This window comes from Methanomicrobium mobile BP (assembly GCF_000711215.1).
Classification (GTDB): domain Archaea; phylum Halobacteriota; class Methanomicrobia; order Methanomicrobiales; family Methanomicrobiaceae; genus Methanomicrobium; species Methanomicrobium mobile.
This window is the reverse complement of the sequence record NZ_JOMF01000009.1, coordinates 44,946-66,843: the sequence shown is the minus strand read 5'-3', so window position 1 is coordinate 66,843 and position 21,898 is coordinate 44,946. Positions and strand designations below refer to the sequence as shown.

The window sequence follows — 21,898 nt, the reverse complement described above, 5'->3', positions numbered from 1 at the left end:
TACCCAAATACGCTTATTAAATCCGGTTTTTCATCCAGAATGATTATGGTATTTTACTGCCAAGATACTATTATGAGGACTTTAGAGGTCTCAGATGCTGTCTATAAGGAAATACTCTCACGCCGCATAGGTCGCGAGTCAATTTCAAAAACAATCATGAGGGAGCTCAGACCTGTTGAAAAATGCGTTATCCGCGAAGAGTTGGAGCAATTGCGAAGACAGCCGCGTTATGATCTTTCGGATCTTAAAAAGGAATACGGGCTTTAACAGGCTTTAATCCAATTGTGATGCTCTTTTTCGGTCTTTATATCTGTCTTTATTTTATCCCGTGCCTTCAATTGAAGGAGAGTTCCGTTCACGTTTATCGTTAAAAAAATGTGGGAATTTTCCGGCAGTGCCGCCTGTTCGGTTTTGCTCAGTTTTTGCCCGCGGAGTCGAGGTATCTGCCTATGAGGTTTTTCGCGGTCTGCGAGGCTTTCATGCAGATCTCTTCTTCGCTGGGGATAAAGCCGTCATACATGAGGACGCGGCCGTTGCAGAACACGGTGTCGACGGCATTGGAGTTTGCGGAGTAGACGATATTCGAGTTCGTGTTGTAGAGCGGCGTCATGCAGGATACGTTTGTCCTGAAGAGGACAATGTCTGCGGGGTTTCCGGCCTTGAGGCTGCCGCCGCCGAATCCGAGCGCTTTCATTCCGGCGGAGGTCGCCATCTTTACTGCTTCGTGAACGGGGAGGACGGTGTCGGAGTTCCAGTAGAATTTCTGCAAAAGTGTCGCGGTCTTCATCTCCTCGAGGATGTCGAGGTTGTTGTTCGAGGAGCAGCCGTCTGTGCCGAGGGTAACGTTAACGCCGCTGTCTATGAGTTTCTGATACGGCATTGCCCTGTTTACGGCAAGTTTCATGTTCGAGCAGGGGTTGTGCGATACGGAGACACCGCGTTTGCCGAGGAGCTCGCAGTCGGCATCGTCGAGCCAGCAGCAGTGTGCGGCGACCGTTCTTTCCGAGAGGCATCCGCAGTCGTCGAGGAGTTTTGCGGGACGAACGCCGTTTGCCTCAATGCAGTCCTTTACCTCTTTTTCGGTCTCGCAGAGGTGGGTGTGGAGCATTATGTTCTTTTCTTTCGAGAATTCGGCGCACCATTTGAGTCCTTCTTTCGAGACGGTGTAGGGTGCGTGGGGTCCGACCGCGGCTTTAATCCGCGGGTTTTTCATGCCGCTGATGTGTTTGCAGAGGGCTTCGGTAGCCTTAATCTCGGATTCGCGTTTTTCTTCGCTGCCGAAATCGATGAATCCGTGGGAGAGGACGCCTTTTATTCCCATCTCGTCTACGGCTTTTGCCGCCATGTCCATGAAGAAGTACATGTCGTTGAAGGCGACGGTTCCCGACTTTATCATCTCGATACAGGCGAGTTTTGTGCCCCAGTAGACGTCGTCGCCGGTGAGGTGCGCTTCCAGCGGCCATATCTTCTCGGAGAGCCATTCCTGCAGGTGCATGTCGTCGGCATATCCGCGGAGGAGGGCCATTGCCGCATGTCCGTGGGTGTTGGCGAATGCGGGCGATGCCGCCGTTGCCGTTGCGTCGATTATGAATTCGGGTTCGCCGCATTTTCCGGAGTATTTTTCAGATATCTCCTCTATGAGTCCTGTTTCGCCGATGTAGATGTCCTGTTTTCTGCCGTCGATCAGAGTTCCTTTTATGAGCGAGGGTTTCTGATCGCCAAATATATCGTATTCACGATAGTCCCCGTCTTCTGTCATGAATACTTCTTGGCGTTGTATTTATAAAAAGTTGGCAGGTATTGGCAATGTTTTCGGCAGAGTTTTCGGCAGAGTTTTCGAAAATGGTTTTGTATTTATTTTTGTATTTATTGTATTGTTTTTCATCCGAGGATGTCGATGACGGTTCTTATCATGCGGTTGGTCTTTTCCACATTGTCTTTTGAGGTTTTAAGGATGCTTTCGTATGAGATTTCATCCTTGCAGAGTCCGTTGCAGTAGTTGTCGACCATGCAGACGGCGGCGAAGGGAATGCCCAGTTCGTTTGCTATCGCGGCTTCGCCGGCGACGGTCATGCCGACGATGTCGCCCGCGTTTACGAGGTTCTTTATCTCCGCGACCGTCTCGAATCTTGGTCCGCGGGTCTGGACGTAGGTGCCGCCGACTATGGTTTCGGGGACGGCGTCATGTATCTTTGCGATGAGTTCGCGGTCGATTGCGGGTGCGACGTGCCCGATTGCGTTGTTGTGAACGGTCGGTATCTGCGAGGGGCTGTAGTAGTCGTCGGGAAGGACGATTGATCCGACGGGGTATTCTTTTTTGAGCGAGCCTACGGAGCCGAAGGCTATTATTCTGTCGACGCCGGCGATTGCCATTGCCGAGAGCAGTGCGGGGTGGTTGATTCTGTGCGGCGGCGTCGAGAACTGATGCCGCATTACTATCGCTATGTCGCCGAGCCAGACTTCCGCGGGTCCGTAAGGCGTTGCGATTGTTGTTTTGTCAAGCGGCGGTATCTCTGCGTGAAAAAGACCTGTTCCTCCTATTATTCCCAGCATATTCAAATCCCGTATTGTTTCCATTAGTTTTGTCGCTGATTCATTATTTATGATGCTGTTATGCCATGCCGGTTATGATGCTGTTATGCTATGCTGTTTATGCGGGTTATGCCGGTTATGCGGGTCGGCATTGCGGACTTCGTTTTGGACTGCATTGGACGGTCATTCCGCTGCATCACAGCCGCATTCCCACGGGCATTCCCTGCATCCCCGACGCATCCGCATTCCCGCCGCATCCCCGCAATCCTAACAAAACAGTTATGGTGATGATGAACTCATTTATCTTTAATGGGTATTTTTCAGATTGCAGGTGAAGAACTGATTAAAGCAGGCGAATGCAGCGATATCTGCCTGAAGAGATGTCTGGATATGCTGACCGTGGATAATGTCAATCCGCGGGTTACGGTTGAGATTACGGCATCGGTTCTGCCGAACGAATGGGGAATTTTCTGCGGGCTCGGCGATGCCCTGAATCTTCTGGAGGGTATCGATATCGATGTCTATGCAATGCCCGAAGGGAGCATGTTCTATTCGGGAGAGCCGGTTATGCGGATTACGGGCAATTATCTTGATTTCGCAAGGTTCGAGACGGCATTGCTCGGTTTTCTGAGTCAGGCTTCGGGAACGGCGACGGCGGCGGCGTTCATTAAGCTGTGTGCGGAGAAGGTTCCGGTCTATTCCCTGTGTGCGGGAAGGGTTCATCCGGCGATTGTCGCCGCTGTCGAGCGTGCGGCATGGATCGGTGGCTTTGACGGGGTTAACAGCGCAGTTGCGCCGGCGGGTATTCCGCATATCGATGTGATGCCGCATAACTTCGTGATGTGCCATTCCAACCTGAACAATGCCGGAAATGCGTTCGAGAGGTATATGCCGGCGGAGGTCTCGCGGGTGATGGTCTGCGGCACCGTCGGGGATGTGAAGCATGACGCGATTGCGGCGGCAAAGGCGGGTGCGGCTGCGGTGAGGCTGGAGATGCGGGAGAACAGCGGCAGTGTCCGCCGTCTTATCGAGGAACTCCGCTGGGAACTGGATATCAACGGCTTTACGGAGGTCGGCATCTTCCTTTCCGGCGATATGAGCCCCGAGGATGTCTCGAATCTGAATGACTGCGTGGATGCGTTCGGCATCGGCGGTGCTCTCGCGAATGCGCCTGCGATTGACTTTTCGTTCGATATCGTGGAGATCGACGGCATTCCGGTCTCGCGTTGCGGGAATAAGAGCGGGGCGAAGGAGGTCTATGAGTATGGGGACGGCAGCCATATTCTCCTGCCGCTTTCGTCGCAGCCGCCGGAGGAGGTGCGGTGCATGACCCGTATCTTCATCAAGAGCGGTCAGATTCTCAATGTTCCCGATATGCAGAAGTCACGCGCCAGAGTGCTCTCGACGCTGGGTAAATTCGTGTGAGTTTCCGCGTTTTCCGTCGTTTTAGGGCGCTTTCGCGAAGACGCCGAAATGATTGAAACTGAATGAAAAACAAAAAAAAAACAAAACGAACAAAAAAAACAAAAAAACAAACAAAAAAACAAAAAGAACAAAAAAACAAAAATAAAAAAAAAATAATTTTTCGCCGTTTATCTCTTGTATTCGCCGATTATGTAGTTCATGTCGGCACCTTCGAGGATTGCGTCCTTGAGGTTGGCGCCGGTGAGGTCTGCGCATTTGAGATCGGCGTAGCTTAAGTCCGCTCCCGTGAGGTCGGCGTTTCTGAGGATGGCGTAGTCCAGTTTGGCGCCGACGAGGTCGGCTCCCGAGAGGTCTGCGCCCGTGAGGTCGGCAAGGGTCATCTTTGCGCCGTGGAGGTCGGCTCTTCTGAGGTCTGCGCCGGCGAATTTCGTCTTGTATGCGTTTATCTTGGCGAGTTCGGCGCCTTCGAGCGATACGCCGGAGTAGTCAAGATATGACATGGACTGCGATGTGTAGCCCTGTACTGCCGCGGTGTCCGGGGACGGGCAGCTGACGGGCTGTATGCTTCCCATATAGAGCAGGACGTTTAAAATTATTGATATTACAAGGATTACGGAGACAATTATCAGCCGTTGCAGTATTTTTCTCGCTTCTTCTTCCATGTTTCTCCCCGATGTTTCTTCTATAATTCACTGATCTGAAAAGAGATATACATTTTCTCTTGTGTTTTGTCCCGCGAGTCCGCGGTAACGGGCTTTGTTGCCGTTTATCCGCCGGCAACGTGCGGTAACGGTGTCCGTATTTCCGCAGGCTGTGTATTATCGCTGTATTATCAGTAAGGTAAGTAACTCATATTATACAGTCATTTTGCCCGCGGGATTGGAGTCGGATTTTGGAGTCGGATGCGGAATCGCGGGGTCATGGGAGAAGGGTGAGGGCTATGCAGACGGCTATCGGTATGGTGAGGTTGTCGTCGACGGGAGAGATGAGCTCGGTTATGCCTGCGATTACGGCTGTGACGGCGGCTGTGACGGGCGGTATCGGAAGGAAGAGGTACAGTGCGAGGAATCCGCAGATTATGCCGCTGAGTGAGCCTTCCAGCGATTTGTGCTTGTAAATCCGCGTTTTTCCGAAGTTTATGCCGACTATGGTCGAGACGCCGTCGAGGAAGGAGAGCACGAGCACGGAGGCGACGACGTATTCCTTCTGGAAGAGGAGGAGACAGATGAAGGTGCCGATGAAGAAGAGTATGGTTCCTTTTCCGGGGAAGACGCCTTCACGTTCGAGTCCGGCGACTATGGGGGAGAAGAGGGGGATGTATTTTCCTTTGTATATTGCCGCGGATATGCAGAGCGAGAGTAGAATTACTGTTCCGAGAACCGCGGTTGCGGTGATGCGGTCGGCAAAGTATATGAAGAGGGCTATTATTATGCCGAAGAAGATGTGTGCGGATTTTCTGTATTCTTCTCTCATTTTGACTGTCCCGATTATGTTTGCCGTGTATTTACGCCGTGTATTTACGCCGTGTTTTTAATTATATGTTCTCTCATTATATGTTCTCTCGGGAGTTAACGGTTATCGGTTCGCGGATCGGTTTGCGGTATTCATCCGCCGCTATCATCCCCGACGCCATTCACCCGCCGTCAAAGCGGGTTTTCATCTCCGCGATTGGCAATACAAAAACAAATTCTTTTATCCTACAGCGTCAAATTATAATAGCACACTTTTACGGGCAAGTAGATCAGTGGGAGATCGCTACCTTGGCATGGTAGAGGCCGCGGGTTCAATTCCCGCTTTGTCCATCGTTTTTTCGGCGTTTTTCGGTTTTGTGATACTGTTGCGTGCTTTTATTCTCGGCGCTGTTGCGTATGGCAGGTGTCGATATGCGGCATGATACGGCGTTCGTATTATGATCATTCCTGTTCCCATTCCTGTCCCGACCTCTCCCAATCATCTTCCCCGTCCGTGAGGCACGGGCGCAAGCGATATCCGCGGACCCGATCGTACATGAATATTGTTTAACCGATTCATGATCTTTCGGTCTGATTCGGTCTGAATTCCGCCGGATTTTCGTCCGATTTTGACCCTTTGCTGTGGCACGTTAACTTTACCGGCTTTGTTAACCTTTTTTGATTGTCAATTGCCTGTCAAATGCCTGTCAAAATCAATCTGTTTTGCTCATTTTATCTAAAAGTACAATATATATAATTAATGTAATGATACCTCGTGTAAGATCATTGCAAGTTCAACAGATCTGTTAATAATATATGTTTTGTTGCATATGTTGTAAGGTATATTTTACGTCGTATCCGTAAAGAATTTCAGAGGCTGTATAAATAAAGGAAATATTTTATATTTGGAATTCTATAGATGTTCTTATTTTTTAATGACAATAAGTTAACAAATATATTTTGTAAAATACAGTTAGTGCGGGCTTGAATGAAGAATCGTTAAGAAAATACATTAAATAACAAATTTTATATTCAATCAAAATAACCCATTACTGAAACAGGTAAAAATTATGGATGTTAAGTTTGTTACTACTACCTGCCCGTACTGCGGTGGAGGTTGTTCGTTCAACCTGGTAGTGAAAGACGGCAAAATCATTGACACACAGCCGTCTCAGCGCTCACCGGTTAACCAGGGTAAGATGTGTCCGAAGGGAGTTTTCGGATTTGAGTTCATTACTTCCCCGGACCGTCTTACGACACCTCTTGTAAAGGACAAAGCAACAGGAAAACAGCGCCCTGCAACCTGGGACGAGGCTCTCACGGTTATTGCAGAGAACTTCAAGAAATACAAGCCTGATGAGATGGCGGTTATCTCATCGGCACGTTGCTGTAACGAAGACAACTACGCAATGCAGAAGTTTGCACGTGTAGTTCTCCACACTCCGAACATTGATCACTGTGCACGTCTTTGCCACGCCCCGACCGTAGCGGGACTTGCAGCCGTCTTCGGATCAGGTGCGTCAACGAACTCATTCAATGATCTTGCAATCGCGGACCTTGTCTTCATCATCGGTTCAAACAACTTTGAGGCACACCCGATTGTCGCACGCAGAATCATGGAGGGTAAGAGGAGAGGCGCAAAGATTATCGTCTGCGACCCGCGTAATACCCCGACGGCAAGACACGCCGACCTTCACATTCAGCACTTCCCCGGAACCGATATCCAGTTACTCAACTGTATGATGAAATACATCATCGAGCACGACTGGATCGACAAGGAATTCGTGGAGAACAGAACAAAGGGCTACGAAGACCTCAAGAAGTGCGTCACACAGGACAAGTACAGCGTCGAGAACACCGCAAAGGTCTGCGGCGTCCCGGCAGAGAGCATCATGCAGGCAATCAACTGGCTCCACGAGTGCCAGCACAAGACCGCATTCGTTCACTGTCTCGGTATCACCCAGCACACGGTCGGTGTCGACAACGTAAGATCAATCGCATTCATCCAGACTATTTTAGGAAACATCGGTAAGCCCGGTTGCGGAGTCAACGCACTTCGCGGTCAGAACAATGTTCAGGGTTCCTGCGACATGGGCGCACTTCCGAACGTTTACGCCGGTTACCTCAAGGTCACCGACCCCGCTGCGGCAAAGAAGGTTGCGGAGTACTGGGGCGTTGACGAGGTTCCGAACGGAAAGCTCGGACTTCACATCCCCGAGATGCTCGAGACTCTCGAAGAGCACCCCGACAAGTTAAAGTGTCTCTACCTACTCGGTGAGAACCCGGTCATCTCCGACCCGAACTCAAAGGCTGTCGAGAAGTCGATGGAGAACTGTGAGTTCTTAGTGGTTCAGGATATCTTCCAGACCGAGACCAGTAAATACGCAGATGTCGTATTACCCGGCTCCTGCTTCGCAGAGGAAGACGGAACACAGACTAACGCGGAACGCCGTGTTCAGAGATTCAGAAAGGCGGCAGACGCACCCGGAGAGTCCAAGCTTGACTGGGAGATCATCAAGATGATCGCCGAGAAGATGGGCTACGGCAAATACTTCACCTGGCAGACCAGCGAGGATGTATTCGACGAGATGCGTAAGATTACACCTCAGTATGCGGGTATCACCTATGCAAAACTCGAGGGTGACGGTATCCAGTGGCCGTGCCCGACCGAGGAGAGCAAGGGAACGGCAATCCTTCACGTCAAGGAGTTCGCCGGAATGCCCGAGGGCAAGGCACAGCTCGCTGCAATCGAGCACCGTGCTCCCGCGGAAGTTGTCGACAGCGAGTACCCGCTGTGGCTTACGACCGGTGCAACTATCTGGCACTGGCCGAGCGGCTCGATGACACGCAGATGCAAGCAGCTCGACAAGGACTGTCCGACGGCATGGCTTGAGATTTCACCGGCGGATGCCGCAAAATACGGCCTGGTCGATGAAGAGAAGGTTACGCTTTACAGCCGCCGCGGAGAGGTTAACGTTAACGTGCGCATTACTCCCAACATCAAGGAAGGAGTTCTGTTCATGCCGTTCCACTTCATTGAGGCACGTGCAAACTTAGTTACGAACACGGCATACGACCCCGTATCGAGGACCCCTGAGTTTAAGGTCTGCGCAGTCAACATTAAGAAAATGGAGGCCTGAGCATGTCGGCAAAAGGTGACACGTTTTATGCATGGACAAAGTCCAGCGATATAAAGGGAGAGTGCGGCGGTGCCGTAATCTCCATCCTCAAGTATGCTCTTGAGAACAAGATCGTCGATATGGTTCTTACGGTCCGCAAGGGTGTGGATATCTACGATCCCTTACCGGTGTTCATTACGGACCCTGCAGAGCTTGCATCCTGTGCGGGTTCACTGCACTGCGGTACCCTGCTTCTCCCGAAGCTTATCAAGAAGTACCTCGACGGCGCAAGAAACATGAAGATCGCGGTTACCGTAAAGGGCTGCGATGCAAAGGCAATGTATGAGCTCGGCAAGCGTAACCAGATCAACATGGACAACATCTTCATGATCGGTCTGAACTGCGGTGGAAGCGTTTCTCCGCAGGTTGCACGCAAGATGATTGCCGAGAAGTACGGCATCGACCCCGACGACGTTGTCAAGGAAGAGATTGACAAGGGTCAGTTCATTGTCATTACAAAGGACGGACAGCACAAGGGTATCTCAATCGACGAGCTTGAAGAGGCCGGTCTCGGACGCCGTCCGAACTGCCAGCGCTGCGAGACAAAGATCCCGCGTCAGGCGGATATCGTCTGCGGTAACTGGGGTGTTGTCGGCGATAAGGCAGGCAAGGCAACCTTTGTCGAGATCTGCTCGTCCAAGGGTGCAAAGCTCTTTGACGGCGCTGTAAGTGCAGGCGCAATCGATACCTGTGCTCCGGACGCGAAGGGTCTTGCAATCAGAAGCAAGATCGAGAACGTCATGATTAACCTCGGCAAGAAGCACCAGGAGAAGCAGTTTGCTTCACTCGGAAGCGGTGCAAAGCGCCTCGGTTTCATCAAGGGCGAAGCGTCAAGATGCATTAAGTGTTACAACTGTATCGAGCAGTGCCCGATCTGTTACTGTAACGAGTGTTCGACGAAGAAGCCTCACCTTGTCCGCCCGGGTCTTATTCCGCCGGACTTTATGTTCCACTTAATCCGTTTCGCACACGTTTCGGACTCCTGTGTCAACTGCGGTCAGTGTCAGGAGTTATGTCCGATGGATATCCCGAATGCACTGGTCATGCATTCGCTTCAGGTTGAGATGCAGAATCTCTTCGGATATGTCCCCGGATATGACATGCAGTTACCTGTCCTTGCGTTTGTCGAGGAAGCAGCCGAGAGGAAGCGCCTTGCTGATACCGGCAGCGACCAGATATTCAATATCTTCACTGACAACGAAGAATAAATACCCAAATTTTATTTTTATATCTGAAAATTACGCCCGAAACAATATCCCTCCCCCAATTTTCTTTTTTGGTTTCTCCGGTTTCCGTTATTCCGATGTAAGCGGGGGCGTTTTTGTAAAAGCGATTTGTAAGTTATTTTGAAGTGATGAATTGATTTTGTAAAAAAAAGTGTCAGTAGACGGCTTTTGTGCCGTAGACGCGTTTTATCTTTCTGGCGTAGGCTTTCCAGCCTTCTTTGCGCATCATGGCGCCGTTTCTGAGTTTGATGTGGGTGACTTTGTATCTGTACTGTCCGCTTTTGTAGGTTTCGCCGATTACGATGTCGTCTTCGCCGCCGTATTCGACGTAGAGGGGTATGGTTGCCCTGCCGTCGTGGTAGGAGACTTTGAGGATGACGCGGTCGACGACTCTTGCCCAGATTGTGCCGATGTCGGATGCCTGTGCGTTGCCGACTCTTTTGTCGTCGATTTCGATTGAGGAGACTTCGACGCCCAGGGACTCACCGTCTTCGGTCTCGGCGATGAGGAGGTCGCCTACGGAGATTCTTTCGTCTTCGGTGAGTTCTATTGTGCCTTTCATCGAGTCTCTTTCTATGCTGATGATTGCCTTTACGCGGATTTCTCTGGGTTCGGGTTCTCTGGTTATGTTGTGGATGCTGCCGCATTCAAGGCATTTTACGAGCAGTTTGCCCGGCGATTCTTTTAGTATTTCGTGTTCCGTGTCCTCGTTGCAGGTGGGACAGAAGAATTCGGTTTCTTCCATATTCATTCCTTAGTAATAAGTATACAATCAATTAATTTTAACTATATCGCACCGTTTGAAACTATAATACATAAGGACTGTCACCAAAAACTCCAGATATCACGTTTATGAGGCGTTAATACTTTCGCACCGCACACGGCAACCAGATATATACAAACCAGACTGAAATCATATAGGAGGTAGTGTATGACCTCTCGAAAACATCACCCTCGGAACGGAAGCATACACCATAGTATCGCCGACAAACATTGGCAAGGCGAGCGGTCCGAGATGAGCCATATGGCAGAATATCATTTCGACAAGAAAGCGATCAGGCTTATGCAGTATCTGGTATATTTCACTGGGGAACATGTTCTCGAGTTCATGACCGAATATTATAGCTAGCATGATGAAGTTAAGGAAGTTTATGTATATGTTGTACATATAAATATTACTCTGATCATATCCTATAGAAAGAAATAGTAGATTTACTATACATTTAGTAGTTGGGGGGGTGAAACACATGAGGATGAGTTCAATAACATTGAAATTAGTATTGGATTTATTAAAATGCAGTCCAAAGATTGATACACAATCTGACAGGATTAAATTGCAAAAGGAAATCTATTTGATACAGCGTTGTGGAATTGATCTGGGTTACCAATACCGGTGGCACATTTTTGGTCCCTATAGTAAAGAACTGACGAGTACATACTATGATCTTGACGCTTGCTTGAGAGCGGGAGAAATGGATTATACGTGGTATTCGTTGAAGCCCTCCAATGGTATGGATAACGCAATAAAAAGGTTCAATGAATTGAGTTCTGTGCCTGAAAAAATAAATTCGTGTATTGTGGATGCCCCATATAAAGACAAATCAATAGCATGGATTGAATTCTTATCCTCTGTTGATTATTTACTTCATAACAAGCCCAATAATACAAAAGAGGAAGACGTAAAAGAATATCTAAGAAATAAGAAGGGTAATTTAGTTATTAACTTTGATGAAGTTTACAAATTTACAGTAGATCTTTTGAAAAGCAAAAAATTACTGTTAAATTAAAAAATCCTTTATTTTTTGTTATCCGGCATGTCCACAGACGGATATATTTCAATCTTATCATCTGAGAAGTCTGGGTCTTGTTTTTCCGATTTCATAAGTTTTTCAATAACATATTCCCAGCGATCTAGTGATTTTTGATATGATGAATTACCCATAAGAATCGATGATACAGTCACTATTTTCCATATTATCGATAAGATAATAATTGATATCGAAATTATTGCAACTCCACATATATTGGGAACAAGTGATTCATTTATACAAGTATAAACTACGCCGAATCCGTATATGATAATCGTAGACACTATAAATGATACAAATGACATAACTTTCAATGAAAGTTTAGATGAAACAAACTTTACAAATGGAAAATGATTCGATACGAGTTCAGAAGACGTAAGTGTCCTAAAATAATTCATTGTCGCGACATTATAATGACACAAGCAGAATATTGCAAATGAGACTATGCTCACAGTGTAATTGACCAATCCAATGTGACCTAAAAGTAATATGTCCTGCAAACTCCAGAAGAATATTAAAATTACTTCTAGACTAATCAATCTCATGAAATATTGATCATTGTCAGAAAAAATATCTCCATATATTTTTAAGAAAATTATTAACAAAGTAAATATTATCGATAAAGCGACACTCAGATAAATACAACTATTCATATGAGTCATTTGAAAAATGATGCTCGGATTTTGTAAAACAAATACAACGAACACCAATACACAAATGGTTTCCAATCCGAGATATGCCCAAAACGAATTTGTCCAATATCGGAGATCATCTCTAAAGATCCAATGTGTAAGGGCTTTTTCCGCTTTTACGAATCTTTGATACTTATCAATGTAACTGGGAGCGTTCTTGATGTATATGCTCTCACGGGTAGCAAATGTCTTAAGGTATTCTTTTTTGTATTCGGAGTATCCCAAATAGTGATAATCTTTTAACGGGGTATATAATATATTTTTAGCATATGCTGTGCAATAAGCCTCTAGGCGGTTAATCTTGATTGCTTTCTCAAAATACATCCAAGATGATGGCAGTATTACCATCAGTGGTAAGAATATCAAAATGGCGCTGAAAAATAGATCTGATTTTTGATTTATCATGAGGTTTACAAACAAGCCAAGCATGATTCCGGTCGCTGATGCCGTTGCGGTAAATAGCGTTATCTGCCCAGATTTGTATTGATTAATTTCGCTTCTCAGAGAAGCATATTCTGTGTTCATGAACGCACGAACCGGGGAATTTTTATCAGAACATCTGGTGATATCCTCTTCTTTATAAGAGTGAGGCTCCCCAGTATTTGTACATCCTGAGTTAGTTTCGGCGACCATGAATTAGCATACATCATTTGTGATATATTGGTAAAAAATCTTTACACTTTGATTGTGGTGTATCAAGAGATAATTCCTCATATATAAAAAAACAAATCGCGTAAAAAAGAAATTAATCTTTAACAGCATAATTCTACGGAAAAACCTTCCAGACGTGATATATAATATCTGAGTGTCGTTTGATAGAGTTTGATTTTCTGAAATTTGTGATATTGTTTTGAAATTAATGGGAACATCCCATTCGGCGCGATGGTGATGATTGTTATAATTGACGGGGTACATATATGTAATATAAAGTGACATTATCTACCTATGTTTGCACTGCGGGTGCGGTGCTTCGGGTGTGTCTGAGCGTGTCCGGTGATTGTGTTTTGAGTGCCTGCGAGAGGCTTGTCTGCCGCGGGAATGAGAATGTGCTTTCGAGGCATAAGAGTACGTTTGAGGTTACGAAGGAGGAGCATCTTACGAAGGCGGGGGACTGTATTATTGCGGTCTGCAGCGATAAGGGTGCGGCGGATCTCTCGCCGGAGTTTAAGAGGGTGCTTGCGAACGACGGTGCGGAGCTGACGACGGTTTTGTCAATCGGCGGTCTTACGCATACGATTCATTCTTTCGGGTCGTCGGAGATGACGTTTACGAATGCGACGGATCTTGTCTGGCGCAGGAGCGGTTTTGTCTGCCCGAGGACGGTGGGTATTTTCTCGGATACGACGGCGTCGATGATTCCGCGCGGGATTGTGGAGTTGCTGCGCGAGGGGGGCGTTATGACGGTTACGATGACGGCGGTGTTTAATCCTGAAGTTCGGTCACTTTCAGTTCCGCCTCTTCGAGAATTTTTTCACAGTTCTTCATGATGGCGATGCCTTTTTCGTAGAGTGCCATGCTTTCTTCGAGGTCGGCGTCGCCGTTCTCGATTTTTTCGATGATCTCTTTCAGTTCGTTTATCAGGTCTTCGTATTTGCGTGTCATTTTTTCTCCGTGATTTTTGTTACTTTTGCGTCGGCGGTGCCGTCGGCGAGCTCGATGCTGATTTCCGTGTCGATTTTCAGGTCTTTGACGGTTCGGATTATGTGTCCGCCGGCGGTTACCATGCAGTATCCTTTTTTGATGGGGAGTTTGGGGTTGCCGAGTTCGAGTCCGGTTTTGAGGAGGTTGAGTTCGTTTCTTTCGTTTCTGAGTTTCTGTGTGATGGCGTTGCGGAGTCTCAGCGCGAGTTGTGCGGCGGTTTCCTGCCGCGTGTTGATTATTTTTGCGAGTCTGTTGGGGCGAAGGCGCAGTCTCAGGTTTTCAAGTTCGGCGTGTTCTCTTTCGAATCGGGTTTCGAGCGAGTTGACGAGGTTTTTCTTAAGGTATGCGAGTTCTTTGAGGAGTTCGGCGATGTCGGGGACGGCGAGTTCGGCGGCGGCGGAGGGTGTGGGTGCGCTGATGTCGGCGGCGAAGTCGCAGAGGGTGGTGTCTATCTGGTGTCCGACGGCGCTGATGATTGGGGTTTTGCAGTTGTAGACTGCCATGACGACTTCGGGGTGGTTGAATTCGAAGAGGTCTTCGAAGCTGCCGCCGCCGCGTCCGACTATGATGACGTCGACCATGCCGTCGATTCTGCGGATTGCTTGGGCTATTTCGGTGTGTGCGTTGTCGCCCTGTACGGCGGCGGGGGAGAGGATGATTTCGACGGGGAAGCGTCTTGAGATGATGTTTTCGATGTCGCGTCTTGCGGCGCCGCCTGCGGCTGTGACCACGCCTACTTTTTCGGGGAATTTGGGGATGGGTTTTTTATGGTCGTCGTCGAAGATGCCTTCTCTGTAGAGCTGTTCCTTCCATTTTGCGACGAGGAGGTGTTTGTCGCCCTGTCCGCAGGGGACGATCTCGCGGGCTGTGAACTGGTATTTGCCGTGCGGCTCGTAGACTTCGACGGAGCCGTAGAGTCTTACCCTGTCGCCGTTTTTCGGTTCGAAGCCGAGTTCGCGTGCGTAGGATTTCCACATTACGGCTTGTATGACGTAGGTTTCTCCTTTTTTGATCTCGGCGAGCGAGAAGTAGAGGTGTCCGGAGGGGTGTGGTCGGTGGTTGGTTATTTCGCCTTCGACCCAGAGGTCTTTGAGTTCGTCGATGTCGAGGAGCCGGCTGATTACCGAGGATATCTCGGATACGGTCTTTATCCTGTCGCGGTCGTCTGTGAGGTCGTATGCGGGTTCGTCTTTCGACTGCTCACCGTATTGCAGCGGGGTTTTCGTTTTTGCCGTCCGCGACGTTTTGGATCGTGCCTCTTTTTTTCCGTTTTCCACCGCGTCGCCGGTTCCGAACCAATCCATTACAGAGTATCTGTTCTCGGATAAAATTAAGGTTGGGGAATGGTTGAGGTGCCTGTTTGAGGTCACAATCCGTGACCTCAAAGTCCGGTCATGATGATGGCGGGCTGGCGGCGTAAGTTTCGGGATGCGGTGATTCATGGACTCACGATATGGGGATTTGAGTCGGTGACAATTTGTCACCAACTGAAAAAATCGTGATATTGTCGTCGGATTGGTAAAACCGTTTAGATTGTGTCGTATGTCCGTGTCTGATGAGCCGAATCATTTATATATGAGACATTGTGGTGACGCGTCCCCACAATGTCTGATATTTATATATTGTGTAAGTGCGGGGCAGTTGTTGCATTTTTTGCAACAACTGAAATGTCCTTTTGAGCACCTGAAAGTCTCCGAAAAAAAACTCGGAATTGCTTGTTATTTCTTAAAATAACCCTTTTGACCACCAATAATTTCGCAAAATAACCCTTATGACCACCTGTTTTTCCTTTTGACCACCCGCAATTTTATGAAAATAACCCTTTTGACCACCTGTAATTTCGTAAAATAACCCTTATGACCACCTGTTTTTTCTTTTGACCACCTGTAAAATTCTTTTGACCACCTTATTGACCACCTGTTCAGCCCGAAAACAGCCTGTATTGCCGTTTTTTTGTCTTTTGACCACCTGCATTTTTATGAAAATAACCCTTTTGACCACCTGTAATTTCGCAAAATAACCCTTATGACCACCTGTTTTTTCTTTTGACCACCTCATGAGTTCGTGAGGGTGCAGGCAGTTGTCCGGAAATTCCGGCAGGTTCAAAGGAGGTGAAGATCACCGGGTTCAACCGGTTACAACTTGTAACCGTTTGTTTGTGATCACAATTTGTGATCTCAAATGCCGGTTGGTTACAAACTGTAACCAACTTAAGATACTGAATCAGAGTCGGTCGGAGAGTGAGGAGATTATAGGATATTGCATCATCAATCTTTTATACAATGAATTGTGCCAACACTGTCGGCACAATTTGAATGTGGTCAAACCGGAGAGTAATTGCAATTATATGCGGGATATGCGGTATTTGGGCTGTGGGGCATTTTTCGCAATCATATATAATATTAATCGTGACCCGCCGGTAAACACTGCCGCGGGTGAACATCCTTCCCGCTTACACATTTTCCGGACACCGTCCGGAAAATCTCATGAGACACCGTCCGGAAAATCTTGGGATATCCATAATTCCCGCCTGCCCGATTTGAGAAGTTTTATTTTGGTCAGAATTAAGTATTATACGTATTGCCGATGCCGTCAAGCAGATCCTATCTCGATTTCGTTCTGGAACAGCTCTCCGATCTGTCGCCGGAGATCACATTCCGACCTATGATGGGGGAGTATATTCTCTATTATAAGGGTAAGATCTTCGGCGGTATCTACGACGACCGCCTTCTTGTCAAGCCTGTGAAGTCAGCCGCCGCCATGATGCCCCATGCCGTGAAGGAACTTCCCTACGAGGGAGCAAAGCCGATGCTTCTTGCGGACAACGTCGATGATGCCGACTTTCTGACGGCACTTGTCAGGGCAATGTATGAGGAACTTCCAGAACCGAAACCGAAGACGAAACGAGGGAAAGGGAAGAAGTAGGGGACGGGGGGAAAGGCACCATGCATCGGAACGCCGGAAAGGATAAACGCAACTGAAAGGAACTCAGTGGAACCCTACATGTTTCAACTACCGAGGAATCCTCGGCAGTTCAAAATTAAGTGACATCCGAGAACTCAGTGGAATCCCGACAGGTTTTACGACGACCGCCTTCCTGTCAAGCCCGTGAAGTCAGCCGCCGCCATGATGCCGGATGCCCCATACCCCATACCCCATGTCCCATGCCGGATGCCGTGAAGGAACTTCCTTACACCGGCGGAACCCCATCATTTCCAGTGGAAAATATCGACGACGCAACCTTCCTTTGCGAACTCGTAAAGGCGATGTACGAAGAGCTTCCGGCGCCGAAAGGGAAAAGAAGGAAGAAATGAGCGATCTTGGGGAAAAACGGTGTGCCGACATATGTATGACAATTGTCATCCCGATGATTGAAGTTCAAAGAAGTTCAATTCTGACTTTGTGGGGGGACAATAGGCATTATAATCCGCCCATATTTTTGTAATACTCTCTGAGAAAGTCCTGCTCTTTCTCAATTACCTGTTCTTTGAGTTCGTTGGTTAAATTTTGCCACAGTGCAGGATTAAATGAAAGTACATTCAGGTCTTTGCTGAAATAGACAAATCTTTTCCTTTCAAATTTCTCAAAAGGATTGTCAAGTATGCTCTTTTTGACCTTTGTTCTGTCTTTCAAATATTCTGAATCAAATACGCAACCTCTTCTGTCAACCTGCAAATTTCTGTCAATTCTGTCTTGATAGAAAGAGATGTAATTATCCATTAAATTGTCAATATTGACTTCGCCTTCGCTGTCTGCAAGCCTGAGCATGTTTATCATGAAAATAAGCTTGAAAGAGTAGGTCAAAGTGTTTTCATCAATAAAATCAATAAAGTCCTGTAATATCGTATTTTCGTTGTGTTCTTTCAAATCCTTTGCAACTCTTATTTTAACCAAATCATCTCTTGAAAAATACGGCATTATTTTGTTGCCGATAGGGAGTGCCAGACTTGAAAATTCGGGATTGGTTTTAGCCCATTTTGCAAGAGTATTTGTTCCGACAAACAATTCTCTTGCCGCCTGTTCTAAGGACAGATAATCTTTGTATTTTTCTTCAAATGTAAAGACATCAATTTCCTGCATTGAAATTTCCTGTTCGGACAATCCCAAAATATCCAAATATTCTGAATTATTGTTTATTACTCCCGCAAAATCGGAATATTTTGAAATCTTGAATAATGAATTGAAATTCCAGGGTGTAAGTTTGCCTTCATAATTATCAACGACATCAACAACGTAAAGACATTCTTTGCCGGGATAATTTCTGACACCGCGACCGATTTGTTGCAGATACAGCACTTTTGAAAGTGTAGGTCTTGCCATAACGACAATTTCTGTTTGCGGGCAATCCCAGCCTTCGCTTATTACCTGACAACTTAATATGAATTGGATTTCTTTATTCCTGTATTTCTCAACGATTTTCTCATTCTCTTTGTTGCCGCCATAAACAGTTCTTGCGGTTATTCCTGCTTGATTTAAGAGTTTTTCAAGTTTTTTGCAATGCTGAACATTTACACAAAAAACAATGCCTTGCTTATAGAAATTATCATGCGGCTCGAAATACTTGACAATCGTGTTTACTATGAGTTCATTTCTTGAATCGATGATAAGTGTTTTTTCAAGGTCAGCATAGTTGTAATCTTTTCCGTTGTATCTGACTTCACTTAAATCGATATTGCTGATTAAGCGATAACATCTGATATTTGAGATGACTTTTTTTTCAATGGCTTCTCTTAATGTCAGTTTAGTTTCATATTGACCAAAGATTTCATCGAGTTTCCTTCTATCCAATCTTTCGGGCGTTGCCGTAAGTCCTATCAGGAATTTTGGAGTGAAATACTGTAATGTCTTTTTACAATTTGCCGCCTGTGCATGATGAGCCTCATCAAACACAATGTAATCGTAATATTCTTTTTCAAGAGCATTCTTTTCAAGGAAAACCGTGTTATAAAATTTAACATCAATTTGAAGTCTGCCGTCAAAAATCTTTAATCGTTGCAGCCAATCTTCCCTGACCATTATTGACGGTACCATTATCAGAACATTATGTATCTGTCCGTTTTCGGCAAGATTTTTCAAATCTTCGATAACAATTTGAGATTTTCCCGTACCTGTCGGAATTACGACAAGTGCGGTATTTATTCCCTCTTTTCTGGATTGATTAATCTCGTTTAAAATTGCTTCCTGATGCTCGTAAAGTTTGAATTTTCTCTCTTCTTTGATTACAACGGAATTTATGAAATTATCTTTGTTTCCCAGATAAAGCCTGATATTGTCTATTGTTTGCTCTCTGAAAGACAGGTTTTGTGATGAAAAACGGAAAACTTTGAAATTATACAGGTTTAATGTATTTTGCTTTTCCAATTGTCTTGAATATGCTTTATTGCCGATAATACAGGGGTGATGATAGCGAACTCCGTTTTCTTCAATAGCGTAGTTTCCTGATTTGGTTTCTATAACATAATCTACAAAGGCATTTCTGCCATTGTTTAACGAAACAGCATACTCTTTCTTCAAATACTCTGTTGCATTATCTCCATAGGTTTCCACAAACAAATCTTCAAATGTTTTTTCAATCGGAGTGTTATCCGTATGAGTAACGTCAAATGACCCCCCATCATCATTTATCTCGATATCTTTTGGAGTTTTGCTTAACCATTCTTCAATATACCTGTAATCATCTCTGTTTGTTATGTTAACTCTGTAAAGTTTATCGAAAAGAGCCATGTATTTATTCTGCATTTCGCAATACTTTGAATAATCAAAAACGACTTTCCTGTCATTTGCGCAAATATTGTCATCAACGATGAAACAAGTAGCATCTTTCTTAAACACAAAAGAGCAATGAGCATCATCAAATGAGTACTCATCAATAAATTCCAGACCAAGTTTACAAATATATTCTTTATCGATCATCGGGTTCACTTACACTTTCAAGGAATATTTTTTCTTTAAATGCTCCCCGTTTTTCAACTTTTGCACATCTTATTCTTTCAAATTCGTCATAACTTACTTTTTTCGCATCCAGAATTGCTCTAACTACTTCTTCTAAATCCGCAAGTTCTTCGACATCCCCGCTTTCAAGATACTCTTTCAATTCTTCTTGCAGTTTTGTATTAAGACACTGCAAATATTCATCGTCGTCCAGAATTCTCGTTTTGCAAGTATTTCCGTCATCAGCAATAATAATTGCCGGAATTTTGTCCCTGACTAATTTGTTATATATTTTCATTATTTAAGCCTCCCTCCTAAATATCAAATCTGCATAATCATTTATTTTATTTTGGGTAGCATATTAAGTTCATTTTTTACACCTGTGATATTGCGGGGAAAATGGCGAAGCCGCCGAAAAGCCGCCAAAAAAAGTACGTACAGTGCCCCAACCTCACACCATAGGATTATAATCCCATGCTTTACCCCTTAACCATAGGAATATAACCTCATGCTTTACCCCTCAACCATCGTCTCACAATCACTTGCCCACTTGGCACCTCTCGCAGAAGCCTGCCGTTTCGTCTTTACCGTTCTCGGGGAAGATCCACCATGCGGAGACAACGGCAACAACGACGTATGCCGCCGGCGGATTAATGCCGCCGAGGAGCATGGCAAGGAAGTAGGTAAGAATACTGATGATACTGCGCGGAGTCAGGCGGAACCTGCCGTTATTGCAGTTCTCGCAGGCAATCAGATAATACATCAGATGGAAAGTAATGCAGGCAAGGAACATATCCGCAAAATAAAGCGTAACCGGCGTCCATGAATCGGGATACGAACCCACCCATGCGGTGCCGAACGGAATAAACGACATCACGAAGAGCCACCCGATATTGCACCACAGAATCTTCCTGTTGACATTCGTCACGTCATGCAGAATAAGATGATGATTCACCCAGTAAATCGCGATAAAGAAAAAACTCAGGACATAAGCAAGTATCGTCGGACCCAGCGCCAGCAGATCCTCAACGCCGCTGCCCCCCGGCATCTTCAGCTCCAGAATCATAATCGTAATTATAATCGCCAGAACGCCGTCGCTGAAAGCCTCCAATCGGTTCTTCTCCGTAACATCACCGCCGCCGCATCAACGGAGATAATATGTAATAAAAGATTTAATAACCGCGCTTCTGAACAACGTCACACAACCCTGTATTCTATAACATCCCTGTCGAGCGTCACTATGAGATCGTCGGGAATGTTCGCAACGGGAATGCGGTAAACCTCGTTGCGCCGGGGATTGAAGATGCCGATAAACCGAACCCTCTTCTTCTCGGACTCGGAACAGCTCGAATGCATAAAAAGACGCCAGTACATAAGCACACGCAGAGTATCCCTCTCATCCGGCATCGACCACGAAGTCCTGAAATTCCATATCGTATCCACCGTCATGAAATCACCCGACCCGTTCCTCACCGTAGCCGAATAACCCCCGTCGAACCCGACCGGACCTATCGAAGCCAGACCCTGCTCCTCCGAGAACGCAAGCGCACGCTTCACCATCACGATAATGTTGTCTATCGTCGCATCATCCGGCATCATCATGTCGACCTCGGTATAAGGAACATCCGCCTTGTAACAGACGTCAAACCCGCAGACATTCACCGCATTGACAACCGAATCCCTGTCAAGCTTCTTTATGCCCGAGATCATCTCCCGGGCAATATCATCCTGATCATCCATAATCGCCGCATACAGACAGGTACCGAAAGCCTTCTCCGCAGGTCTGCCCAGCATGAACATCCATAGGTAGTAGACCGCAGTCTCCGTAAGATCCGGATTTGTCGACTCATCGCGATTAAGAACCCAATCGCCCTCGCCCTGCACGGTAACGGTCATCAGCGCCGGATTCAGAAACCCGCCGTCAGGCTGCTCAACCGACTTCACCCTATCGGAAACGGTACCGTGGCGATTAAACATCTCGGTTAAAAGATCCATACACACTTCCCCGGGTCA

At 46.5% G+C, this 21,898-nt stretch carries 21 protein-coding genes and 1 tRNA gene; 9 read left to right on the top strand and 13 right to left on the bottom strand.

The window, feature by feature from the left end; genetic code table 11:
* Positions 1-72: 72 nt before the first annotated feature.
* Entirely contained in the window at positions 73-267 is a 195-nt protein-coding gene (locus tag T502_RS07690) for a hypothetical protein (protein WP_084173164.1), read from the top strand.
* A 148-nt stretch (positions 268-415) separates the two neighbouring features.
* Here the strand turns inward: T502_RS07690 and T502_RS07685 are convergent, their stop codons facing one another.
* Positions 416-1,759: an amidohydrolase family protein gene (locus T502_RS07685; protein WP_042706618.1), complete on the bottom strand. Its 1,344-nt coding sequence runs from the start codon at positions 1,757-1,759 to the stop codon at positions 416-418.
* A 122-nt stretch (positions 1,760-1,881) separates the two neighbouring features.
* Positions 1,882-2,553, bottom strand: coding sequence for an MTAP family purine nucleoside phosphorylase (locus T502_RS07680; protein WP_042706617.1), 672 nt, complete (start codon positions 2,551-2,553; stop codon positions 1,882-1,884).
* 288 nt (positions 2,554-2,841) lie between these two features.
* On the opposite strand from T502_RS07680, the gene T502_RS07675 reads away from it, so the two are divergent.
* Positions 2,842-3,957 (top strand): nicotinate phosphoribosyltransferase, encoded by a 1,116-nt coding sequence (locus tag T502_RS07675; RefSeq protein ID WP_042706616.1) that lies wholly within the window; start codon positions 2,842-2,844, stop codon positions 3,955-3,957.
* A 167-nt stretch (positions 3,958-4,124) separates the two neighbouring features.
* On the opposite strand, the gene T502_RS07670 is transcribed toward T502_RS07675, so the two are convergent.
* Together T502_RS07670 and T502_RS08675 are read right to left on the bottom strand one after the other, a co-directional pair.
* Positions 4,125-4,619, bottom strand: coding sequence for a pentapeptide repeat-containing protein (locus tag T502_RS07670; protein WP_042706615.1), 495 nt, complete (start codon positions 4,617-4,619; stop codon positions 4,125-4,127).
* Positions 4,620-4,875: 256 nt separating this feature from the next.
* Positions 4,876-5,430, bottom strand: a complete 555-nt coding sequence (locus T502_RS08675) for a diacylglycerol/polyprenol kinase family protein (protein ID WP_052359254.1) — start codon at positions 5,428-5,430, stop codon at positions 4,876-4,878.
* A gap of 257 nt (positions 5,431-5,687) precedes the next feature.
* Here T502_RS08675 and T502_RS07660 point away from each other — a divergent pair.
* From T502_RS07660 to T502_RS07650, 3 genes are all read left to right on the top strand, one after another.
* A tRNA-Ala gene (locus T502_RS07660) sits at positions 5,688-5,759 on the top strand.
* A 719-nt stretch (positions 5,760-6,478) separates the two neighbouring features.
* The gene (fdhF, locus tag T502_RS07655) at positions 6,479-8,548 is read left to right on the top strand and encodes a formate dehydrogenase subunit alpha (RefSeq protein WP_042706614.1); all 2,070 of its coding nucleotides are present in this window, start codon (positions 6,479-6,481) and stop codon (positions 8,546-8,548) included.
* Positions 8,549-8,550: 2 nt separating this feature from the next.
* Complete coding sequence (locus T502_RS07650; RefSeq protein WP_042706613.1) at positions 8,551-9,795, top strand: Coenzyme F420 hydrogenase/dehydrogenase, beta subunit C-terminal domain; 1,245 nt, start codon at positions 8,551-8,553, stop codon at positions 9,793-9,795.
* A gap of 172 nt (positions 9,796-9,967) precedes the next feature.
* Here T502_RS07650 and T502_RS07645 read toward each other — a convergent pair whose 3' ends face one another.
* Positions 9,968-10,558 (bottom strand): HVO_0476 family zinc finger protein, encoded by a 591-nt coding sequence (locus T502_RS07645; protein WP_042706612.1) that lies wholly within the window; start codon positions 10,556-10,558, stop codon positions 9,968-9,970.
* A gap of 508 nt (positions 10,559-11,066) precedes the next feature.
* Between T502_RS07645 and T502_RS07635 the strand changes: the two genes are divergently transcribed.
* Positions 11,067-11,600: a hypothetical protein gene (locus tag T502_RS07635; RefSeq protein WP_169736991.1), complete on the top strand. Its 534-nt coding sequence runs from the start codon at positions 11,067-11,069 to the stop codon at positions 11,598-11,600.
* 8 nt (positions 11,601-11,608) lie between these two features.
* Here T502_RS07635 and T502_RS07630 read toward each other — a convergent pair whose 3' ends face one another.
* Positions 11,609-12,838 (bottom strand): hypothetical protein, encoded by a 1,230-nt coding sequence (locus tag T502_RS07630; protein ID WP_042706609.1) that lies wholly within the window; start codon positions 12,836-12,838, stop codon positions 11,609-11,611.
* Between the two features lie 479 nt (positions 12,839-13,317).
* Here T502_RS07630 and T502_RS08825 point away from each other — a divergent pair, with 479 nt between their 5' ends.
* Entirely contained in the window at positions 13,318-13,800 is a 483-nt protein-coding gene (locus T502_RS08825) for a DUF371 domain-containing protein (protein WP_084173156.1), read from the top strand.
* Here T502_RS08825 and xseB read toward each other — a convergent pair.
* The 3 genes from xseB to T502_RS07615 form a co-directional block, all read right to left on the bottom strand.
* On the bottom strand, positions 13,736-13,915 hold the full coding sequence (gene xseB, locus T502_RS07625; protein WP_042706608.1) for an exodeoxyribonuclease VII small subunit: 180 nt from the start codon (positions 13,913-13,915) through the stop codon (positions 13,736-13,738). The genes T502_RS08825 and xseB overlap by 65 nt on opposite strands.
* Positions 13,912-15,258: an exodeoxyribonuclease VII large subunit gene (xseA, locus tag T502_RS07620; protein ID WP_084173154.1), complete on the bottom strand. Its 1,347-nt coding sequence runs from the start codon at positions 15,256-15,258 to the stop codon at positions 13,912-13,914. The genes xseB and xseA overlap by 4 nt, the downstream gene beginning before the upstream one ends.
* A gap of 550 nt (positions 15,259-15,808) precedes the next feature.
* Entirely contained in the window at positions 15,809-16,060 is a 252-nt protein-coding gene (locus tag T502_RS07615) for a hypothetical protein (RefSeq protein WP_157197500.1), read from the bottom strand.
* 480 nt (positions 16,061-16,540) lie between these two features.
* Here T502_RS07615 and T502_RS07610 point away from each other — a divergent pair, with 480 nt between their 5' ends.
* Together T502_RS07610 and T502_RS08965 are read left to right on the top strand one after the other, a co-directional pair.
* Complete coding sequence (locus T502_RS07610) at positions 16,541-16,879, top strand: TfoX/Sxy family protein (RefSeq protein WP_042706606.1); 339 nt, start codon at positions 16,541-16,543, stop codon at positions 16,877-16,879.
* Between the two features lie 137 nt (positions 16,880-17,016).
* On the top strand, positions 17,017-17,268 hold the full coding sequence (locus T502_RS08965; protein ID WP_211248154.1) for a hypothetical protein: 252 nt from the start codon (positions 17,017-17,019) through the stop codon (positions 17,266-17,268).
* A 106-nt stretch (positions 17,269-17,374) separates the two neighbouring features.
* Here the strand turns inward: T502_RS08965 and T502_RS07605 are convergent, their stop codons facing one another.
* The 4 genes from T502_RS07605 to T502_RS07590 form a co-directional block, all read right to left on the bottom strand.
* Entirely contained in the window at positions 17,375-19,867 is a 2,493-nt protein-coding gene (locus tag T502_RS07605; protein WP_042706605.1) for a DEAD/DEAH box helicase, read from the bottom strand.
* Positions 19,857-20,183 carry a nucleoside triphosphate pyrophosphohydrolase gene (locus T502_RS07600; RefSeq protein ID WP_042706604.1) on the bottom strand — a complete coding sequence of 109 codons (327 nt, stop codon included), beginning with the start codon at positions 20,181-20,183 and terminating at the stop codon, positions 19,857-19,859. The genes T502_RS07605 and T502_RS07600 overlap by 11 nt, the downstream gene beginning before the upstream one ends.
* A 240-nt stretch (positions 20,184-20,423) precedes the next feature.
* Complete coding sequence (locus tag T502_RS07595) at positions 20,424-20,996, bottom strand: TMEM175 family protein (protein ID WP_052359253.1); 573 nt, start codon at positions 20,994-20,996, stop codon at positions 20,424-20,426.
* A gap of 86 nt (positions 20,997-21,082) precedes the next feature.
* Positions 21,083-21,880: a hypothetical protein gene (locus T502_RS07590; RefSeq protein WP_157197499.1), complete on the bottom strand. Its 798-nt coding sequence runs from the start codon at positions 21,878-21,880 to the stop codon at positions 21,083-21,085.
* Between the last annotated feature and the right edge of the window lie 18 nt (positions 21,881-21,898).